This window comes from Pontibacter russatus, assembly GCF_009931655.1.
GTDB lineage: Bacteria > Bacteroidota > Bacteroidia > Cytophagales > Hymenobacteraceae > Pontibacter > Pontibacter russatus.
Map to the genome: position 1 here is coordinate 4,932,689 of NZ_CP047984.1, position 17,656 is coordinate 4,950,344.

The window sequence follows — 17,656 nt, forward strand, 5'->3', positions numbered from 1 at the left end:
AACTACTTTTCAGCGACAAGGAGGGTTTCGTATTGAATCCAAGTTCATTATAAACCACTTTCATGCCAACTTTTAGTGCAATTTATATAGTCACTTCCCTGCCCAACGGTCCCGCTGGTACGGATTTAAATATAGTGTGTATGGAGGTGGGGTGAGGTAGGGGCCTGTACGGGTACTATGAAAGCACAGCGGCTCTGCCCAAGTACCAGGCAGAGCCGCTGTCTTTTGCCATAGCGTACGCTATGGCTTATTCCCCTGCTTTGCCTTTTGCTGCCACCACCATGTCTTTCTCAAACAGCTCACCTTTCCGGAAGGCCTTTTTCTCCTGCTTCAGCTGCTTTCTCTCAGCTTTGGTGAGTGGCTCGAACATCAGCTTGTCCATATCTGGTTTCCCGCCGTCAACCCAGGCGGTGTACCAGAAATTGGCCACCTGCCGGGCGGCGGCATTCATCTGCTGTTCCACCATCGTGCCGGTTTTCTGCTGGTACGCTTCCGCGAAGGCATCGGAATAGTACTGGCGCATTTTGCCGTTGCGCTCCACCTGGTCAAACTTGGTTTCAGCGGTGAAATTTTTGCTGACCTCCAGTTCGTCGCTCAGTGTCTGCGGAATGAGGGAATAGGTGTGCCGCACCACCTGCCATATCTGCTTCTCTGTGTTAGGGATATAGTCGGCCTTTTCACCTTTCAGTTTATATGTATGGGCGAACAGTTCCGGCAGCTTCGACTCCCAGAGGCTGTGCATGCCTTTCTGTGCCGTCAGTTGTCCGTCGTAGTTCACGGTCGTGTGCAGCGGCACGTGTGCATCGGCGATATAATGGCCCAAATCAGCGGAGTAGAACAGGATGCTGTCTGCGTTCTTTTGCCTGAAGGCATTAGTCAGGCGCTCCTGCATCACCACCACGTGCCAGGGCACGATGCAATATTTCAGCAGCGTGTCGGCGGTGTACCGGGCGGCGGCGGCTTCCCAGGCCTTGGGCATGGTGTTCACCGCCTCTTCCCCATACATATCTATGTCGATGTAGTGGCGGGGCGCTTCTGCCGGGTCGTCGTTGCGTCGCTCGTCCGGTCGCACGGACTTTGAGACGAGGTAATTCTGGTGCTTGAAGTAAAAGCCCTGCAGCTGCTTCGGCAGGTTATATATAGCCAGCTGGTGAATGAGCTTGTGGCCGAAAAATCCCCATCCGTAGGAGAGGGCGCTGCAAAACAGAAAGGCGGCAGCGAGAAGCAAAATGCGTTTCATATAAGGGTATGTATAAATCAGGTGCAAATTAGTGCATCCGCTCCAAAATCAGGCAAATGCGATGCTAAAGTAATCAGGCCAAGGAAACGGCCGATGAGCAATATAATTCTGTGACAGCCTGATTACTCCTGACATCAGCAGGGCCATATATAGCAGGTTGTTTCAGCCTTTACTTTATATATGGCTTGTGCAAAATTGATATATAACGTTATACCGGTTAATAACGCCTTACCTAATCAGGCTTACTTTAAACCTGCGGCCCTTGATTTTGCCGTTGCCCAGGCTGTCGATGGCGGTGTGAACAGCTGCGGCGGGCACGGCTACAAAGCTCTGCCGGTCCTGCACTTCTATCTTCCCGATTTCGGTGGACTTTAAATTTGTTTCAGCCAGCAGTGCGCCTACAATGTCTTTGGGGCTGAGCTTGTCTTTGCGGCCCCCGCTGATATGGATGGTCGCAAAGGCGGCTGTTTCTGACCCTGATTTCTTCGCAGCATCTTTTTGTAAGGCATCGGTTTTAAGCCACTCGTCCATCTGCAGCAAATCCCATTCGCGCAGCTTCTGTTCATCGCGGGGGGTGACGAGGGTATATACCGTGCCGCTTTTGCCTGCCCGGCCGGTGCGCCCGCTGCGGTGCAGGTAGGCCGCCGCATCGATGGGGAGTTCATAATGGATGATGTGCCGCAGCGCCGCTATATCAAGGCCGCGCGCGGCGATGTCGGTTGCTACCAGTACCTGCGTGGTGCCGTTCCGGAAAAGTGTCATGGCCTTGTCGCGGTCGGGCTGTTCCATGCCGCCGTGCAGCGCCCTGGCCACCAGCCCCTGTGCCTGCAGCAAATCTGTGAGTTCGTCCGCATCGGCGCGTGTGGTCACAAACACCACGGTGCCCGCGGCCGCGATGCTTTGAAGGAGACTCAGCACCGCCTCCTGCCGCTGGGTGTGCTCTACCTTTATGCCCACCAGCTTCACCTGGTCCGGGATGGTGGTGGCGGTGGCTTTCACGAACTGCGGGTTCTGAAGCGACGAAGCTATCAGTTGTTTTACACCTTCCGGTATGGTGGCTGAGAAAAGAATCGTCTGGCGCGACCGGGGGAGAGCGGCCACCACCTGGTCCACTTCTTCCTCAAAGCCCATCTCCAGCAGCTTATCTGCCTCATCCAAAATAAGTTGTTTTGCGAAGCTTAAATTTAAGGTTCTGCGGTTCAGGTGGTCGGTGAGGCGGCCGGGCGTGCCCACCAGCACCTGCGGCGGGTGCGCTAGCGACGCGCGCTCCTGCGAAAAGGCATGGCCCCCGTAAAAGGCACTGACCTTCAGGCTTTCTATATGCTTCCCTAATTGTTTCAGTTCCTGCCGCACCTGCACGGCCAGCTCCCGGGTGGGTACCAGCACCAGCGCCTGCACCTGCTGCAGTCCGGGGTTCAGGCGGTGCAGTAGCGGAAGCCCAAAGGCAGCTGTTTTTCCGCTGCCGGTTTCTGCCTGTCCTGCCACGTCCTGCCCCTGCAACAGCAACGGTATGGCACTGGCCTGGATGGGGGTTGGCGTCGTGAACTGTAGTTCCTGCAGGCTTTTCAGCAGCTCCGGCTTGAGTTGCAGGTCTTGGAATGAGGTCATGGTCTATATATAAACCGTAAAGGTAGGAATTTTCAACTGCCCGCGCTTCAATAGCTGGCATGGGGCGAAGCGATATATAAGGCAGCCTCTGTTGCTTTCCGGTTTATGGATTGACTGCTCAGCCCGCTGTGTTGGCCTTGGCGCCTATATACCTATATAGAAAACGGCCCGGCACCAGATGCCGGGCCGCCTGCCCTGATTTATATATATAATTTAGTTGCGCCCTCCGCGGCCACGTCCGCCCCAGTCTCCGCGTTCGCCGCCGGGCTGCAAGTCGTCCGGCAGCTGGCCGCCGAAATTGCGGATGTTGTACGTGAAAGTCAGCATGAAGTAGCGCTGCAGGACGTTTGTTTGTACGTCTTCAACAAAATTGGCGCGCACGTTGCGCCGCACGCTCACGTTCTGGTTCAGCAGGTCGTTCACGCTCAGGCTAATCTCGCCCTTCTGGTTCTTGAAAATCTTCTTGCCGAGGCTCATGTTCCAGAGCATGAAGTTATTCTCCAGCGCGTCCGACAGGCCAGAGTTGAACTGGTGGTTCAGCTCGGTGCGGTACACCAGCCCTTTCCAGAATATCCAGTTCAGCCGCAGCTGCGACGATTGGTTGAAGTAGTTGTTGTTCTGTTGCGTCAGCAGCGTGTTGTCCACCAGGTTAAAGCTGGAACGGGTGGAGATGTTGAAGTCTACTTTTTCGCTGATGTTGCTGCTGAGGCCAAGCCCCAGCCTGAAGTTGGTCTCGTTGGCATAGTTCACCTCGTTCGTCTCGTTTTCCTGGTTAATGATCAGGCCCGGAATCCTGGAGTAGCCAAAGCCGCCGTTCATGTTGAAGTTGGAGTTGACGAAGTTTACCGGCTGGCCGTAGTTGAAGAACGACCGCACGTTCCAGTAGCCGTCCAGGTTAACGGGGCGCGACAGCGTGGCGCCACTTCCCAGCACGATGTCGTCGCTCAGCCGCAGCGAGTCCTGCACCAGCAGGGAGCTGTTGGTCACGTAGTCCTGCACAAGTGAGCCCATCAGGAAGGCAAAGAACACCTTGTTTGTTTCCTTGTCGAAGCTTCTGTAACGCATCCGGAGCTGGTTCTCGAACGACTGGTTCAGGTTGGGGTTGCCCACACTCACCTGCAGCGTGTTCGAATAATCAATCACATCCTGCATGTCTTCAATAGAAGGCGCGTCCGTATCGGCCCTGTAATCCAGGAAGAGGGTGCGGGTTTCGTCAAATTTGTATTCCAGCTGGGCGGAGGGCAGGATGCTGCCAAAGGTGCGGTTCAAATCATATGGCGCCGGGAATACCTGGTCGTTCTGCAGCTTTGCCTCCTGGTACTCTACTTCCACCTGCAGCCTCACGTCCTCTGTGCTATACTGGTAGCCTATCTCCGCTTCCTGTGTCAGGTATTCGCTCTTGAAGGTATTGCTCAGGATGGTGTCCAACGCGCTGTACTGCTCCAGTTGCTCCACAAAATCATAGGTGAGCTTGTCCGTGTCGTCTACCCGGTTGCCTATTTCATACTCCAGTTGCACGCGGCTGTTCTCACCCACCGGCTCGGTGTAGGAGACGTTTGCCTCCCAGGAGTAGCCGGTTCTGTCAGTGTCGGTAAACTGCTTGCGGTATTCGTTCCGGGCGGCATCATCCGAGAAGATAGTGTTCGAGAGGAGGTACCGCTCGCCGTTCCCCGCGCTGTAGTCGGTGTTGAGCCTAGTAGAGAACGTGCGCCCCTCTTTCGCGAAACTGTGGCTGTAGAAGATGTTGTTATTAAAACTGTAATTCCCGTTGTCCGAATCCGATATGTTTTCTGTCTGGTTCAGCAGGCCCTCGTCCCATGTGGTTTGCCCGAACAGGTTGGAGTTGGCACCGCTCTGCTGGACGGAAATTCTGGGGGTAATGAGCAGCCTGTTGCGCTCGTTCATCTTATAGTCGAGGCGCATGTTAAAGCGGTGGACATTCTCGGTGTTGATGCCAGCCACGGTCTCTGTATATTCCTGGCCTGGGTAGGCCGCCTGCACATAGTCACGCAGAGTGTACCGGCTCTGGTCAAACTCTCTGTTGGTGAAGGAGTAGTTGCCGCTCACCTCCATTTTTTTGCCCCACATGTCGCTGTAGTTCACCCCGATGGTGTTGGTCGTGATGATGCCGTCCGGGGTGCCGCCGCCCCAGCCGCCGCGCCTGCCCCGCATGCCGCCGCCCGGCGTTTCACCCACCGAGAAATCCAGCATGTTGATGTTGTTGGTGAGGCCTGTGACGGTAAAGCGCCGGTCGTTGTTGAAAAAGTTGACCGCCGCGCCGACCATATAGCGCTCGTCGGTGCCGTAGCCAGCCGACACTTTGCCGAACTGCCCTTTCCTGCTTTCCTCCTTGGTCACGATGTTCAGGGTCTTCTCCCGCTGGCCGTCGTCGAAGCCGCTCATCTGGGAGGCGTCGCTCTGGCGGTCGAAAACCTCCACGCTCTCGATTATACCGGCGGGCAGGTTGCGCAGCGCCGCGTCGGCATCATCCCCGAAGAAGCGCTTTCCGTCTACGAACACCTGCTTCACATCCTCGCCCTGTGCCTGCACTTTTCCGTCCGTGATGGTTACACCCGGCATTTTCGTCACCAGGTCCTCGGCGCTGGCGTCAGGGGCCGTTTTGAAAGCTCCGGCATTGTACACGGCGGTGTCGCCTTTCTGGTCGCCGAGCGGCACGCGGCCGATTACCTGCACCTCCTTGATAGAGGTGGATGCCTCCTGCAGCTGCAGCGTTCCCAGGTTCACGGAGGCGCCTTCCATTTTCACGGACTGGCTGAAGTTCTCGAAGCCCAGGTAATTCACCTTCAGGTTGTACTGCCCGGGTGCTACCCGCTCAAACCGGAAGTTTCCCTCCGCATCTGTAATGGTAGCGGTTGGGGTGGCCGCAGGAGCAGCGGGATTTTCTAAAAGCACTGTGGCGCCAGGCAAGGCTGTCGCGCCCACCGCACTTTTCACCGTTCCGGACAAAGTCGCTACTTGTGCGAAAACCTGAACGGCGGCTATCAGCAGGCACAGCGTAAGTAGTAATTTTTTCATGCTGGTTATTAATAAGAAGGAATGTGTTGAGTTTAGACAATCCTCTTGGGAGATGGTTTAATCCTCCATCCAAAATATCGTAAAAATAGCGAGGCGGCTGGCACAGGGGTTTAATCTACGGGCGGCGCTTGCCAGTTTCTATAGGCCGACATATTCTTAAACAGTTGCTTTATGACCCAACCCTGGAGAGGCGTTACTCCCCCCGGAGGGTCTGGCTTTCAACCATCTGTAACCAGTTGCTTATATATAGCCTGTAACTATATGAGTGTTGCTTCCGGTTTATATATGGCTTGTTAGCGGATGGGTGGCGGCGATTTGTTATGCCGAGAAAAAAGCAGTATAATTATAACAAACCCCACCAGGGGAGGTTACTTTGGAGCAGCCACCGTATAAAAAGCAACTGCACACTGAAATGTGTGCACGCTTTTTGCACTTATATAGAGGTACATCCGTTTCAGTTAAATACATCTCAACTCGCAAGCCATTGTCTGTTCTAAGCGTTATTTCAGGGTTTTACAAACGCCGGCTGTTGCAGCCTGTGCGCAACCTGCTGACGCAAGGAATGACACCGCGCAAGCTGGCCGCGACAGTGGCCCTGGGTACGGTGGCGGGCATTGTGCCAGCCTTTGGGGTGAGTTCCGCCATCAGTACCGCCATTGCCGCCCGTTTCCGACTGAACATTGCCGCCACGGTGCTGGTGGGGTACCTGGTGCATCCCCTGCAACTCCTCCTGATGATTCCCTTTATACGCACGGGCATTTTTGTCTTTGGCTTGTCAGAGCTGCACCTGTCGCTGGATGAGATGATTGCCCTGTTCCGGGCGGACTGGCTGGAGGCGCTCAACAAGCTGTGGATGGCGAACCTGGCGGGCTTTTCGGTGTGGGCGCTGGTGGCACTGCCGCTCGGCGGTTTGCTGTACCTGCTGCTGTTGCCGGTTTTCAGGAAAGTGCTGCCAAAGCCACAAGAGGTAGTAGTCTGAGAAATTAGAAAATCCCTTTAACGTTTATATATACAGCTTATATAGCTGTTGAAAAGCCAAAGGGCCAGCTTCCGCGGAAGCTGGCCCTTTGGCTTTTAAGTCTTGAATATAAACCCGGGAAAAATCAGGTCGTCTCGAGAATCTGGAACAGCTCGTCCAGTTTAGGCGTCAGGATGATTTCGGTGCGGCGGTTTTTCTGGCGGGCCTCCTTGGTTTTCGCCTCGTCGAGCGGTACGTATTTAGACCGGCCGGAAGGCGTGACACGGTGCGGGTCTACGCCGGCGTTCGCCAGGATGCGGGTAATCTCCGTGGCGCGCAGCACGCTCAGGTCCCAGTTATCCTGCATGCCCACCGTGCCCCTTGCAATCGGCACATCGTCGGTATGGCCCTCCACCAGCACGTTCACATCCTGCTGCTCCTTTAATACGGCTGCCAGTTTCTTCAGCGCGTCCACGCCTTTGGGATCCACTTTGGTGGAGCCGGAGTTGAAAAGCAACTGCTCTGCCAGCGACACATACACTTTGCCGTTGCGCACGTCAATGGTCAGGTCTTTGTCGTTGAAGCCGAGAAGGGCTTTGCTCACGCTGTTGCGCAGCTTAGCCACCGCCTGCTCTTTTTCGTCGAGCACGCGCTGCAGTTCGGCCAGGCGCTGCTCGCGCGCCTTCAGGTCGGCGTTCAGGCGCTCAATCTGCGATTTGCTCATGTTCAGGTTCTCGCCGAGCGTCTCGCCTTTTTTCAGGGCCTCGGCCAGGCTGCGCTGGTACTCTGCCTTCTCCTGTTCCAACTGCGCCCGTTCCTGCTCCAGGGCTGCTTTCGCCTCCTCCAGACTTGCCTTCTGCTGCTCCAGTGTCGCTTTTTCCTGCTCCAGACCCGATTTGTCTACCTCCAGGGCATTTTTGCGCGCCAGCAGGTCTTCGTACTTTTTCTTCGACACCACGCAGGACGATAGCGCCATGCTACCAGCCAGCAGGTATACGGAGACTCTCAGTAGATTCTTCTTCATATATAAATCAGCTAAATTTAATTCATGGGTGATGAACAAATATAACCAATATATGATATACAGCGAGCGCGGCAGCCAATAATTTCTGACTGGTTAAAAACCGCTTTACCTGATACTGCCTAAGGCTGCCTATGGAAAAGCGGCAGATCGGTGTGGGCGGGGCCTGTGGTTTCCTGTTGCTGCGCCGCCTCCCAGCCAATCATGGCCATCTTGCGCTCGCTGCCCCAGCGGTACTCACCAATGCCGCCCACGCTCTTGATAACCCGGTGGCAGGGGATGAGGAATGCTACCGGGTTGCTGCCGATGGCCGTGCCCACCGCCCGGCTGGCTTGCTGATGCCCGATGCTACCGGCCAGGGAGGCGTAGGAGGAAAGTTGCCCTTCCGGAATGCGGAGCAGGGCCTCCCACACTTTCAGCTGGAAGGGCGTGCCCCGGAGGTGCAGCGGCAGCTTTGGCGATAGGGGAGTGAGCCGGTTCTGGAAAAACTGCTGCACCTGCCGGTGAAGCTCGTTCTGTCGCGCTACGAGGTTCGCCTGTGGCCACAGGTGCCGCAACTCCTGCAGCGCCTGCTGCTCGCTTTGGTAAAAGTGCAGGTGGCAGATACCTTGTGGGGTGGAGGCCACCATATAACTTCCGAACTGGCAATTGCCGGTGCTGTAATTCAGATGCAGGTGCGCGCCCTGTTTTTTATAGTCGCCGGGCGTGATGCCCTCAATCTGCAGGAAAAGGTCGTGGAGGCGGCTCGAGCCTGACAGGCCGCTGCTGTCTGCCGCTTCTGAGAGGGAGGCGGACTGCGCGAGGGTGGCTTTGGCGTGGCGCAGTGTGAGGTACTGCAGAAACTTTTTGGGGCTGACACCGGCCCACTCCGTGAACACCCGCTGAAAATGGAACGGGCTCATGCAGACATGCGCGGCTATCGCCTTCAGGTCGGGCTGCTGCAGGGCATTCGCCCGGATGTAGCGCAGGGCTTCGGCAACTGTTTCATAATGGTTCATGCGGTGAAGTACCGAAAAGAGAGCCTGACTTTCAACCCGAATCTTGCTGATTTTGTGTAGACAAGAAAAGAGCCCCTGCATTAGTAACAGGCGAGGTGGTGTTTATATCAATTTTAAAAATACTGTCACCTGTGAACCGATGTGTTCGATCCCCTGCCTAACACACCGCGACACTTCTGATTTGGATTCTGCTCTATTAGAAACGCTTTTATAAGTCTTACGTATATTTATAATATTTATAACTAAAGTCATATTATATACTTTCAATTGTTCTGAACCGTGAGAAATAGTAATGGCACAGAGGGTTATTAAACCACAAAGATTATCACATGAAAAGAGCTTTTATCATGTTTTCCGCTTTGCTCTTCCTGCTCGGGTGCGACAGCGACAGCGAGACAGTTGCTCCGTCACTTGAGACGCGGCTGAGTGGCTCCTGGACCAAAGGCACTATCAGGCTACAGTACTTTGACAAGTTTGGCAAAATGGAGTTTGAGGACACGGTGCCTTACGAAAATGGCATGGTCTATACTTTCAACAAAGGGCAAATAAAGGCTACGGGCGGTAACGGGAGCGGGTTTGTAGGAATATATAGGACATTGGAAATAGATGGCCGCCAGCAGGTGCAGATTACCGTCGGCTACCATACGCGCTACCGAAGAATAGTGGAGTTGACTGCCGACAAGCTTGTCTGGGAATCTGATTTTGAGAATCTGGATTATTTGAATCAGGATTGGAAGACAGCCAACAAAGCACTGCACATAGAAGAATTCGCCCGCTAATCCTCACATAAAATAAAGTTTTTAATATTGTTACCCGCAGTATTATATCTTGTACTGCCCAAGCTGGGTTTTGCATTTTTGTATGCAAAAATGGAATAAGCTGTATTAATATTTGTCAACAGGCTTTTCGGTCTGCTTAGACAAATTCACAACGTATTGATAAGGTTAAAATTCATGAAAATAGCCCCTGCTTATATAGGGCAGGGGCTCTTTGTTTTACTCTTTCGTGGTGGCTGGCGCGGCATCCGCTGCCCGGAAGAAGCCCTGCGGATCTGGCATCTGGGCGGTCAGCTCCGCGATATAATTATAGTCAATCTGCGTCAGGTCTACTGTCCGCCCCTTGTGCAGGTAGGTCCAGGCGTCGGTGTAGTCTTTTTCGTAGAACTTCACTCTGGAAAGGCTGTACAGCGCAAAGGCATTCGCGGAGTCAGCGGCAACGGCCTTGCTGAGGTAGCTGCTGGCTTTCTTCAAATCTCTTTTCTTCTTTTTGCCTTCGCTGTACACTTTCAGATATGTAGCGGCGATGTCTGACAGCAGGAGCGAGTTTTTGGGCTCATAGGCCAGCGCCTTCTCATAAAATTCGATGGCTTTCTCATTCTCACCTTTGGCCGAAGTCACCAGCCCGAAGGCCCAGTAGGTGTCCTTGTTGTCGGGGTTCAGCAGCCAGGCCAGGTTGAAGCGGTACACGGCTGTGTCCACCTGCCCTTCGTTAAGGTATTCCCAGCCGCGCTCCACAAAAAACTTGCTGGCTTCCTGCCGGTTTACAAAGCTCTTGTCGCAGTTGGTCAGAAACTTCTCGTCCTTTTGCTGCTGCTCCTCTGTCTTCTGTGCGCCGCCGAACATCGGCTGCACCTGGAGGTTCTCTTGGGTGGGCTGCTGCTCCTGTGCGATGCTGAGGGTGGTGGCACAGGCAAAGGCCACGGCGGCTAAAAGTAATTTTTTCATCTTCAGTAATATGGAGTGTTTGGGAATTTTTGTCTGCTGGAATATAAATGTACTTGAATGTTTGTTACAACGCAAGCAGCCTGTAAAACCAGCTGCGTGGGCCACATTCCCTGGTTCTACAGCAGCGGCGCTACAAAAGCCCGTTTTGTAGCGCCGCAGACTCTAACTGACGGTCACTTCACATCTTCATCGGTCTATGCTTTAGCCCCCTCAACGCCAAGGCCTTCGGAAAAGTGCGGGAAACGCGGGGAATTCTGCACCGATTTATACATAAAGTGGACATGTTTCCCCTGATGCGATTATTACCGCCCCAAACATTTACAGCAGGCTCAGAGTAGACACAGCTGCGTATATGCCAACCTTCAAATGCTGTGGCCGGTGATGTGGTTCGTCTGCTTGCACGGGTTCAGATTGGGCCGCAAAAAACTATTTTCCGACAGTTGGCGTTTTATATATGACAACTTTCGCTATATTTGAACTAGAACCTTCTATAGATTATGACGCAGGCGCTCACCAACAACCTCAGCTACAAGCAAATCGACGACCGGGACGTGTTCAAGCTCATCGGCACGGTGCGGGAGGGTATAAAGTACGGCCTGTTCCAGCACATCGTCGACAGGAGCCCGTTCAGCACTACCGAGTGGTCAAATTTCCTGCACCTTTCGGAGCGCACGTTCCAGCGCTACAAAAAAGACCGGCGCACCTTCGACCCGCTGCACTCGGAGAAGATACTGGAGATAACACTGGTATATAACAAGGGCGTGGAGGTGTTCGGCGACAAGGCCAACTTCGACGCCTGGCTGAGCGCGAAGAACTTGGCCCTGGGCGGCATCAAACCCAAGGAGCTTCTGGACAGCAGCTTTGGCATCGGGCTGCTGAAAGACGAGCTGACGCGCATTGAGCACGGCGTGCTGGCATGATCGTTTACAGGCTCAGCAGGGGCAAGTTCAAAAATGACCTCTCGGGGCGTGGGGCCGAGCTGGCAGGGGGCCGCTGGAACAGCAAAGGCGTGGCCATCCTCTACACCAGCGAGTCTATCGCGCTCTGCACCGTGGAGATTGCCGTCCATATGCCGCTAGGCATCGTACCCGCCGATTACCACCTCATCCGGATAGAGTTACCGGACAGCGCCCCCATACTGGAACTCAGCCCAGATGCCCTCCCCGCCGACTGGAAAAGTTTTCCGCATGCCAACAGTACCCAGGAGATTGGAGACGCTTTTGTGCTGGAAGGGAAATACCTGGCGCTGAAGGTGCCGTCGGCCACAGTGCAGGGCACCAGCAATTACCTCATCAACCCGCGCCACCAGGCCTTCCGGGACGTGCGCATCCTCCAAACCACTCCTTTTGAATTCGACAAGCGCCTGTTCGTGAAAGAGTCGTAAGCAGTAGACGCTGTCGGCCGCTAGTTTATATATAAGATTAACACTCCCAATGGTGCCGCTGTGAAAGCCTGAATTTACCTTTGTTATCTATATGAAAAGGCCTCTTCTTCTCCTATACTTCCTGGTACTGGCCGCCACAGCCTTCGCCCAGACAGATACCACGCAGCAGATAGTTCCTGGTCGGCGCAACAGCCCGGCGCAGCAGCAAAAGCCATATGTCATCCTAATCTCAGCGGATGGTTTCCGGTATGATTATGCTGATAAATATGAGGCGAAGAACCTGCAGGCGCTGCGGGCACAGGGCGTAGCGGCGGCATCCATGGTACCGTCGTTCCCTTCCAAGACTTTCCCGAACCACTATACCCTCGTCACGGGCATGTACCCGGCCACGCACGGGCTCATCAACAACCATTTTTACGACCCGCAGCGGAAGGAGTATTATACCATGCGCGAAAGGAGCAAAGTGGAGGACGGCAGTTGGTACGGCGGCGTGCCGCTGTGGGTGCTGGCCGAGCAGCAGCAGATGCTCACGGCCAGCTATTACTGGGTAGGCTCTGAGGCGCCCATCAAAGGCATCCGCCCCACCTACTACTACCTGTATAACGAGGATGCGGCGTTTGAGGACCGGGTGGAAACGGTGGTGGACTGGCTGCAACTGCCGGAGGAGAAACGGCCGCACCTCATCACCTTTTACCTGCCGGAGGTAGACCATGCCGGGCACGACTTCGGGCCCGATGCACCTGAGACGAAGACGGCGGTCCAGCAACTGGATGCCAACATCCTAAAACTGACGGAGGCGGTTGCCACCACGGGGCTGCCGGTGAACTTCATATTCGTATCGGACCACGGCATGACCCAAATTGATACAGAGAACACCTTGCCGCTGCCCGCTGCTGTGGATACTGCAAAGTTTATCGTGTCGGGCGGGGGCATGGTGGTGGAGCTGCACGCCAAAGACAGGAACGCCATCAAAAGCACCTACCGGAAACTGAAAAAAGAAGCGGAAGGCTATAAGGTGTACCGCAAACAAAACATGCCCCGGCACCTGCATTATGGCGCTAAGGCTGACGCTTTCCACCGTATCGGCGACATTCTGCTGCTGACGGAAGCGCCCCTGGTTTTCAATTTCTCAGCGCGCCCTCCGGCTCCCGGCGCGCATGGCTACGATCCGGCCGAAGTAAAAGACATGCACGCCACCTTTTACGCCTGGGGCCCGGCTTTCCGGAAAGGCATCAGGATTACTGCTTACCAGAACATTCATATATACCCGCTTGTGGCAGAGATACTCGGCTTGCCCTATACCCACAAAATCGACGGGAAGAAAGAACTTGCAGCGGAAGTGCTCAAGCGCAGGTAGCCATATGCCATTCCCTCTGATCTGAAAAACACAAAAGCCGGGCCTCCTGATGTGAGGGAGAGCGGCTTATACACTTAGCTGAATCTGTATATAACCCTACTCGCTGTCTCGGCTCGGCTGGTATATCGGAAAACCAAGGCCCAGGCCATGTCCCGCCTGTGTTACGCCAGCAGAGATGTCGGCATTCGTGCGGACGTGGCCAAGCGTTTCTTCGGGGCCGCAATGTCAGCAACGGAATGGGCATAACCCGTTCTGAGTCCACATACGCGCGAAACTACGGCGTCTCCCTCACTGTCCTCCATGAAACTGCCTCCTAAATCCGATAATGGCCTCACCGAACCACTTGTGCGTAGGTGCCGCCCCTTCAGGGAAGTAATAACGGACAGACGGCGGCAGGCCATATCTCCAGATCTCGCCAGCGTCATATATTACAGCGGGTAAATTCTGTTTCGCTCCGCCACTGTCACCGGGAAGTGGTAGGTGTCCTCTATCAGTTTTTTCAGAGCCCTTGTGGCGGCCTCCTCGCCGTGGTTTAGAAAAACCCGCTTTGGCGGGCGCTCAAACTTGCCCAGCCACCACAGCAAATCCCCCTGGTCGGCATGTGCGGAGAGGGAGCCGATCTGGCTTATCTCAGCTTTAACCTCGAATTCCTCCCCCTCAATCTCAGTGGTTGCGGCCCCGCTGCTCAACTGGTGGCCGCGGGTGCCGGCAGCCTGGTGCCCCACCAGCAGCACAGTGTTTTTGCTGTCGCCCACCAACTGCTTCAGGTAGTAGAGAACGCGGCCTCCGGTGGCCATGCCGCTCCCGGCAATAATTATTTTGCTTTTCGGGCCGTCCGCGTTCAGGACGTTCAGGGTTTCCTCAAAGCTGCCGATGATGTGTACGTTTTTGGTCAGGCTGTCGCACTCAGCCTCCGAAAGGTTGTGCCAGTCGCGGTGCCGCTGGAAAATCTCCGTTATGCCGGACCCCATCGGGGAATCGAGGTATATCGGGAGCGCCGGAATGCTCTTTTCGTCCATCAGGTTGTTCAGGATCAGGATAATCTCCTGGGCCCGCTCCACGGCAAAACTGGGGATGACCAGGTTGCCGCCTTTCTCAAACGTGTGCTTCACCACCTCCTCCAGCGCCTGGTAAGGCGACACCGAATTATCGTGCAGTTTGTCTCCGTAAGTAGCCTCCATGATGATATAATCTGCCTCCGGCAGGGTGGTGGGGCCGTCGAGAATGAGCGGCTCCCGCTGCCCCAGATCTCCTGAGAATACAAACCGGTGCCCTTCCACCTCCAACTCCACCAGGGCAGAACCGAGGATATGCCCGCTCTTATGAAACCGGAACCGCACGTCATCGTCTAACTGCACCCATTCGTTGTCACCGTAGGTTTGGAAGAGGTCCATCGTGCGGTTCACGTGCTTTTGCCTGTAGAGCGGCTTTAGGGGCTTGCTGCCTTCGCTGCGCTTGCGGTTGGCCTCCCGGGCGTCCTCTTCCTGTATATGGGCGCTGTCCTGCAGTATCACCCCGGTGATGTCGCGCGAGGGAGTGGTGGCGTAAACCGGGCCGGTAAAGCCTTTCTTCACCAGCACCGGCAGGAAGCCGCTGTGGTCGAGGTGGCCGTGTGTCAGGATGATGCCGTCCAGTTCGGAGGGATTGAAGGGGAGTTTCTTCAGCTTGTTCAGTTTGCGCTCCGACTTGCTGCCCTGGAACAGGCCGCAGTCGATGAGCAGTTTGTGTTTGTGTGTCTGCAAGAGCGTCTTGGAGCCAGTAACCGTGCCAGCCGCACCAATAAACAGCAGTTGCACCAAGGATTTGTCGTTTGCCATAAGAGCTTTGAGGTTTGTGTATAGAAGCGGGTCGGTGCCTTAGATCGATGGTGGATGTGGTGGTCTAATACGTGCCGCCGCTGCCGAAGGACTAAATTCCAGCTACGTATATGAATTTCAAAAGCAGGATGTGGGCGGCTTGGGCTGCCGTTCCCGGTACGCTATATAATCTACAGGCATGTATAAATCCTGCCTTTGTGCCTCCGGTGCGGGTCGGGATGCCGTATCATACAATTTGAATGACGAAGTTAGCTAGGAAGAATCTAAGGGTTAGCTATGAAGAAACTAGAGCATAAAGTGGTGTTCATAACGGGCGGAAACTCGGGTATCGGCAAGGCGTGTGCCCTGGAGGCAGCGAAAGAGGGCGCAAAGGTGGTGGTGGCCGATCTGCCCCGCGTGAAGCACGAACAAACGATGGAGGAAATAAAAGCCCATGGGGCCGAAACGCTTTTTGTGCCGGTTGACGTGGCGGATGTGGCAAGCGTAAAAAGTGCTATCGGCACAACGGTGGCGAATTTCGGACGGCTGGACGTGGCCCTGAACAACGCCGGGATTGGCGGGGTGTATTCCGGCATCCACGACATGGAGGAGCGTGTGTGGGAGAAGATAATCGCCGTGAACCTGACGGGGCAGTTCTACTGCGTGAAATACGAACTGCAGCAGTTTCTGAAGCAGGGCGGAGGCGTCATCGTGAACATGGCGTCGCTGGCCGGGCTGATGGCCGAGCGGGGACTGGCGGCCTACACCGCCGCCAAGCACGGCTTGGTTGGCCTCACCAAAAACATAGCCGTGCAGTATGCCGACCGAAATATCCGCGCCAACGCCATCTGCCCCTACTATACCGACACGCCCATGCTGCGCGCCGTACCGCAGGAGATGCTGCAACACTGGGCGTCAGGCACGCCTGCCAATCGGCTGGGCAGGGCAGAGGAGATAGCCAAAGCTTTTCTGTACTTCGCCTCCGACGACTCAAGTTACTGCAACGGCACCCACCTGGCTGTAGACGGGGGCGCACAGGCTTAATCTATATATAGCCCTGTCCGCAGGTGTTATATATGGCAGCCCCTCAGAAAGCGACATTCGCCTCTGTAAAGCAGGCGGCCTTATATACCCCAGCCTGAGCTATATATAGCTTAAGCTTGAATGAAGAAAATAGCTGCGAAGGCGACTGCTGCAGCCTTACTTCGCTCGGAAGTCGGAGATGATGCCTTCGGCGATCCAGTTTGCGAGGGCCTGCCGGTTGTTTGCGCTCACGAAGCGCCGCTGGTCGAGGTCGTTCTTGATGTTGCCCAATTCAATGAAAACCGTGGGCGGGTCGCTGTACTTGATCACATACAGGCTGCTGCGGTCCGACACAGTGCCGGAGTATTCGCGGTTGGGCTGGTGCTGCCGGTAGTTTGTGGTGAAGGTCCGGTGGATGGCATCGGCCAGTTTCTGCCCCAGCAGGCTGTTTTTGTGGTGGTAGAAGAACACGTCGATTTTCTGGCCCTTGCTGCGGCTGTCGACGTGGATGGAGAGCATGCGCTGGTAAGCGCCTTTGTGTTTGGCGTGCAGTTTGTTGATGGCCGAGGTGCGCTGGTGCAGCCGCTCGCGCTGGTCCAGCGACACTTTCTGCGCAGAGTAGTTTACTTCGTCGCGGTCTATCTTCAGGATGGCCTCGTCGCGAATGCCGTCGTTCTCGTCCTGCATGATCATATAAACGGTGGCACCGTGCTGCATCAGGCGGCGGGCCAGGCGGGCAGTTACGTCGTAGGCGTATTCGTCTTCCGCCAGCATGTGCGAGCCGTACTTGCCGATAGCCCCCGGATCCGGGCCTCCGTGCCCCGACACCAGGTAATACACCGCGCCTTTCAGTTGCTGATCCAGTATTTCCACCCGCTCATATTTTTTACCGAAGAGCGGAATAGTGGCGGTGAGGCCAGAGGTCACTTTCAGGGTGGCAGGCTCAGCTTTCGCCTCCGCAGGGTTTGGCTCGGCTGTGTCGATGGGGAGCAGGTACGTTCTGCCCGTGTACAGGCTGTTGCCTTTGCCAATGTTTTCTTTGTTCAGGTCGAGGAAAGGAGCCAGGTGAACCGAAGGGTCGAGCCCGTGCCGGCGCAGCAGGAGGTAAATGCCATCGCCTGCCTTGGCCACCACCTGCGGGTAAGACGCCTGCTGGCTGAAGGCTTGTGTTGAAAAGGTGTATAAAATGAGAAGGAGAAAACTAACTCGCACAAAATAAAAGTTTAGCAACGAAAAAGAAACCACAGCTATAGTACAAAAAAAATCCTACCGATGAAAATCCTCAGAAGCCACTGGATGCTATATAGCTGAAAGCCAGTATAAACGGAAGAAGCAATTTTCGGTCATACAGACAAACCTTTATAGCTTCCGCCGAAGCTTCCTTCCGGAGAAGGTGCTATGCCATTGCATGTGTTATATATAAAGCGGCTATGTATAATGCGGCTGAAGCCGCTGCGAACCACGCTTCTTTCACAATCCGATGTACGGCGGCAGGAACAGTGAAAGCATCT

At 55.0% G+C, this 17,656-nt stretch carries 14 protein-coding genes; 6 read left to right on the forward strand and 8 right to left on the reverse strand.

The window, feature by feature from the left end:
- Positions 1-247 precede the first annotated feature (247 nt).
- The 3 genes from GSQ62_RS20450 to GSQ62_RS20460 form a co-directional block, all read right to left on the reverse strand.
- Complete coding sequence (locus tag GSQ62_RS20450) at positions 248-1,240, reverse strand: zinc dependent phospholipase C family protein (protein ID WP_161891223.1); 993 nt, start codon at positions 1,238-1,240, stop codon at positions 248-250.
- Between the two features lie 228 nt (positions 1,241-1,468).
- Positions 1,469-2,848, reverse strand: coding sequence for a DEAD/DEAH box helicase (locus GSQ62_RS20455; RefSeq protein WP_161891224.1), 1,380 nt, complete (start codon positions 2,846-2,848; stop codon positions 1,469-1,471).
- A gap of 213 nt (positions 2,849-3,061) precedes the next feature.
- The gene (locus GSQ62_RS20460) at positions 3,062-5,884 is read right to left on the reverse strand and encodes an outer membrane beta-barrel protein (RefSeq protein WP_161891225.1); all 2,823 of its coding nucleotides are present in this window, start codon (positions 5,882-5,884) and stop codon (positions 3,062-3,064) included.
- Between the two features lie 538 nt (positions 5,885-6,422).
- Between GSQ62_RS20460 and GSQ62_RS20465 the strand changes: the two genes are divergently transcribed.
- Positions 6,423-6,863, forward strand: coding sequence for a DUF2062 domain-containing protein (locus GSQ62_RS20465; protein WP_262886661.1), 441 nt, complete (start codon positions 6,423-6,425; stop codon positions 6,861-6,863).
- A gap of 124 nt (positions 6,864-6,987) precedes the next feature.
- Here the strand turns inward: GSQ62_RS20465 and GSQ62_RS20470 are convergent, their stop codons facing one another.
- On the reverse strand, positions 6,988-7,866 hold the full coding sequence (locus GSQ62_RS20470; RefSeq protein WP_161891227.1) for an OmpA/MotB family protein: 879 nt from the start codon (positions 7,864-7,866) through the stop codon (positions 6,988-6,990).
- Between the two features lie 119 nt (positions 7,867-7,985).
- A complete protein-coding gene (locus tag GSQ62_RS20475; RefSeq protein ID WP_161891228.1) occupies positions 7,986-8,861 on the reverse strand; it encodes a methylated-DNA--[protein]-cysteine S-methyltransferase in 876 nt (291 codons plus the stop codon).
- Positions 8,862-9,190: 329 nt separating this feature from the next.
- Between GSQ62_RS20475 and GSQ62_RS20480 the strand changes: the two genes are divergently transcribed.
- The gene (locus tag GSQ62_RS20480; RefSeq protein ID WP_161891229.1) at positions 9,191-9,640 is read left to right on the forward strand and encodes a hypothetical protein; all 450 of its coding nucleotides are present in this window, start codon (positions 9,191-9,193) and stop codon (positions 9,638-9,640) included.
- A gap of 216 nt (positions 9,641-9,856) precedes the next feature.
- On the opposite strand, the gene GSQ62_RS20485 is transcribed toward GSQ62_RS20480, so the two are convergent.
- Positions 9,857-10,585, reverse strand: a complete 729-nt coding sequence (locus tag GSQ62_RS20485; protein WP_161891230.1) for a tetratricopeptide repeat protein — start codon at positions 10,583-10,585, stop codon at positions 9,857-9,859.
- 497 nt (positions 10,586-11,082) lie between these two features.
- Between GSQ62_RS20485 and parS the strand changes: the two genes are divergently transcribed.
- The 3 genes from parS (at position 11,083) to GSQ62_RS20500 (ending at position 13,326) form a co-directional block, all read left to right on the forward strand.
- On the forward strand, positions 11,083-11,505 hold the full coding sequence (gene parS, locus GSQ62_RS20490) for a type II RES/Xre toxin-antitoxin system antitoxin (protein ID WP_161891231.1): 423 nt from the start codon (positions 11,083-11,085) through the stop codon (positions 11,503-11,505).
- Complete coding sequence (locus GSQ62_RS20495) at positions 11,502-11,969, forward strand: RES family NAD+ phosphorylase (protein ID WP_161891232.1); 468 nt, start codon at positions 11,502-11,504, stop codon at positions 11,967-11,969. Before parS ends, GSQ62_RS20495 begins: the two co-directional genes overlap by 4 nt.
- 91 nt (positions 11,970-12,060) lie before the next feature.
- A complete protein-coding gene (locus tag GSQ62_RS20500) occupies positions 12,061-13,326 on the forward strand; it encodes an alkaline phosphatase family protein (protein WP_161891233.1) in 1,266 nt (421 codons plus the stop codon).
- A 428-nt stretch (positions 13,327-13,754) separates the two neighbouring features.
- Here GSQ62_RS20500 and GSQ62_RS20505 read toward each other — a convergent pair whose 3' ends face one another.
- Complete coding sequence (locus GSQ62_RS20505) at positions 13,755-15,143, reverse strand: MBL fold metallo-hydrolase (RefSeq protein ID WP_161891234.1); 1,389 nt, start codon at positions 15,141-15,143, stop codon at positions 13,755-13,757.
- 276 nt (positions 15,144-15,419) lie between these two features.
- Between GSQ62_RS20505 and GSQ62_RS20510 the strand changes: the two genes are divergently transcribed.
- On the forward strand, positions 15,420-16,166 hold the full coding sequence (locus tag GSQ62_RS20510; RefSeq protein WP_161891235.1) for an SDR family NAD(P)-dependent oxidoreductase: 747 nt from the start codon (positions 15,420-15,422) through the stop codon (positions 16,164-16,166).
- A gap of 156 nt (positions 16,167-16,322) precedes the next feature.
- Here the strand turns inward: GSQ62_RS20510 and GSQ62_RS20515 are convergent, their stop codons facing one another.
- A complete protein-coding gene (locus GSQ62_RS20515) occupies positions 16,323-17,357 on the reverse strand; it encodes an N-acetylmuramoyl-L-alanine amidase family protein (RefSeq protein WP_161891236.1) in 1,035 nt (344 codons plus the stop codon).
- Positions 17,358-17,656 lie beyond the last annotated feature (299 nt).